This is a genomic window from Dyella sp., assembly GCF_035486915.1.
Lineage (GTDB): Bacteria > Pseudomonadota > Gammaproteobacteria > Xanthomonadales > Rhodanobacteraceae > Dyella_B.
This window is the reverse complement of record NZ_DATHMR010000193.1, coordinates 1-2,496: the sequence shown is the minus strand read 5'-3', so window position 1 is coordinate 2,496 and position 2,496 is coordinate 1. Positions and strand designations below refer to the sequence as shown.

The following is a 2,496-nucleotide window of genomic DNA, read 5'->3' as shown; positions in this document are numbered from 1 at the left end:
CCGACGCCGAAGTACTCGCCGGTCGCCGTATAGTTGCCGCGCACATCGTAGGTGCCCGACGGCATCACGCTTGCCGAATACATATTTCGTGCGCGGTACCAGCCGGTGCGTGCCGAAACGTACCAATGGTCGGTGATGTTGTAGTTGAGGTTACCGCCAAGCACCCAGCCACGATTCTTCTGATTCAGACGCACGCCGCCGTCATCGTTGTAGATCTTGCTGCGCGCGCTACCCATGTAGCCGTAGCCGACTTCAAAACCGTAATCGACCACGCTGTCCCAGCGATAACCCAGGCGCAGTGCACCGGCTGCAGCGTACTTGTTCTGATACGAATCGTAGCCGTCGATGTTGGCCGGCGTGTGGATGTTGTAGTTCGAGCTGCCTAGGTTGGCATTGACGAATGCATTGCCACTATCGGCGAATGCAGCGGTCGAGGGGGCACCCAGTGCCAGCGCGATGGCGACGATTGCGAGCTTGCGCATGAGAAAACTCCTTGAGGGTTGGTATGTCGTTTCCATCGAGCGCACAGCGAACCGTCGCGACACCGACTGAAAATTTGCGCGAAGGTTACTTTTAGAAGTAATTGATGCATATGGAATTTCCCGCGCTCCATGTAGGAGAAAGCGCACAAAATTCGCGCAGTGCGAAGCATCCATCCGTCGTACGTGCATCGGTGCGCCGTGCGAACAACCAAGCGCCTGGGAAATCACTTACATCGATTGAAACGGCTGTTCCGTCGGTAAAAATCTTGCGGCATCGCGACACAAAGCCATTTATGACTACATGCAATTCCGTCAGACCGACATTCCTTACGGGCACTTTCCCGCCACGGGAAGGCGCGATAGGCTGATAGAGCTACGTCACACCGTCTTCAGGGGAGACAGGGAACGTCGCGGGGAAGTAGAGATTTCAGCTAATCGCCCAACGGCTGCGCCGGCTGGGCATGGGTGCTTCTACGTCTTTGCCCATGCGTGACCGGTGTCGCAAACCGTTGTGCCTATCAGGAGAAACACAATGCTTGCGCAGTTGCATCGCAAATCGCTTTCGCTATCCCTGAGCTTGCTGTTGACCGGTTTGAGTACCGGTGCCATGGCCGCCAGCGCCGCCCCTGCCGTTGATTCGGGCGCTGCTCCGACAAACCAGAATCTGCAAGTCACACTGGTGTTGAAACTACATAACCAGGCTGCACTGGAGGATTACATCAAGCAAACCGTCACGCCGGGCAATCCGAACTATCAGAAGTTTCTGACCAGCGCGCAGTTTGCTGCGCAATACGGTGCAACAGATGCCGATATCGCGCGAGTGCAATCGGTTCTCAAGCAGCAAGGCATCACCAGCCAGGTGTTACCGAGCCATCTGGCCATTCAAACGAGTGGCACACTGAGCCAGTTCAACGCGCTCTTCAAGACGTCCGTTCACAACTATGTATCGAGCCAGACGGGACGCCACTTCCACAAGCCGTCATCAACGCCGCAGATCCCTTCATCGATCGCGGATGTTGTGGCTACCGCAAGTGGTCTGAGCAACGAGCGCACGTATCTCTCCCATCGCGTCTCAACGCCTGCATTCGTGTCGTTGCAGAGCCAGAACGGCAAGATCAGCGCGCTGAAGAAGTCCTCCGGCAGCAACCCGACTGCGTCGGGCGAGCCAGGGGAATACACCGTGGGTGACGTCGCCAACTTCTACAACATCAATCCGCTGTATCAGCGCGGTGTTGTCGGCAAAGGATCGACCGTCGCCATCGTAACTTTGTCGAACTTCTATCCTGCCGATGCGACGACTTACTGGTCGGATATCGGCCTGACCACCAAACCCAACCGCATCACGCAGGTGCATGTGGATGGTGGTGGCGCAATTGACGGCGGCAGCGGCGAAACGTCGATCGACGTCGAGCAATCGGGCGGTGTTGCACCCTATGCCAACATCATCGTGTACGACGCACCCAATGCGGGCAACGGCTACATCGATGCGTTCGCACAAGCCGTGTCGGATAACGTGGCAGACAGCATCTCAACGAGCTGGGGCGGACCGGAGATTTTCAACTTCGGCGCGATCGTGAATGGCGATAGCGATACCGATACCAGTGACGCGGGCGATCTGCGTGCATTCCACGAAATCTTCCTGGAAGCGGCCGTGCAAGGACAGTCGTTGTTTGCCGCCTCCGGCGATTCGGGCGCTTATGACACCGTTCGCGAGCTCGGCACGGGTACAGCCGCGGGCGACTTTAGTGCACCACTCACCGTCGATTCGCCCGCATCCGATCCGTTCATCACCGCAGCAGGCGGCACTACCACGCCTTACAGCTACGCGTTTGGCACTGGGCCGGTGGAATCGATCACGCAGGAAAGCGTGTGGGGTTGGGACTATATCCAGAATTACTTCAACACGTACATCGGCCCGAATGTGGTGGATCTATTCTCCAGCGGCGGTGGCGGCGGCGTGAGCGTTTACTGGCGCACACCGTTCTATCAGCAATTCACGTTCGGCATCCGCGCG

The 2,496-nt window shown here is 57.5% G+C and carries 2 protein-coding genes; one reads left to right on the top strand and one right to left on the bottom strand.

Going from position 1 to position 2,496, the window contains the following annotated elements; genetic code table 11:
• A partial coding sequence (locus tag VK725_RS15710; RefSeq protein ID WP_325318998.1) for a hypothetical protein occupies positions 1-482 on the bottom strand: 482 nt, incomplete at its 3' end.
• A gap of 532 nt (positions 483-1,014) precedes the next feature.
• On the opposite strand from VK725_RS15710, the gene VK725_RS15705 reads away from it, so the two are divergent.
• The coding region (locus VK725_RS15705; protein ID WP_325318997.1) for a S53 family peptidase at positions 1,015-2,496 on the top strand (1,482 nt) is incomplete at its 3' end.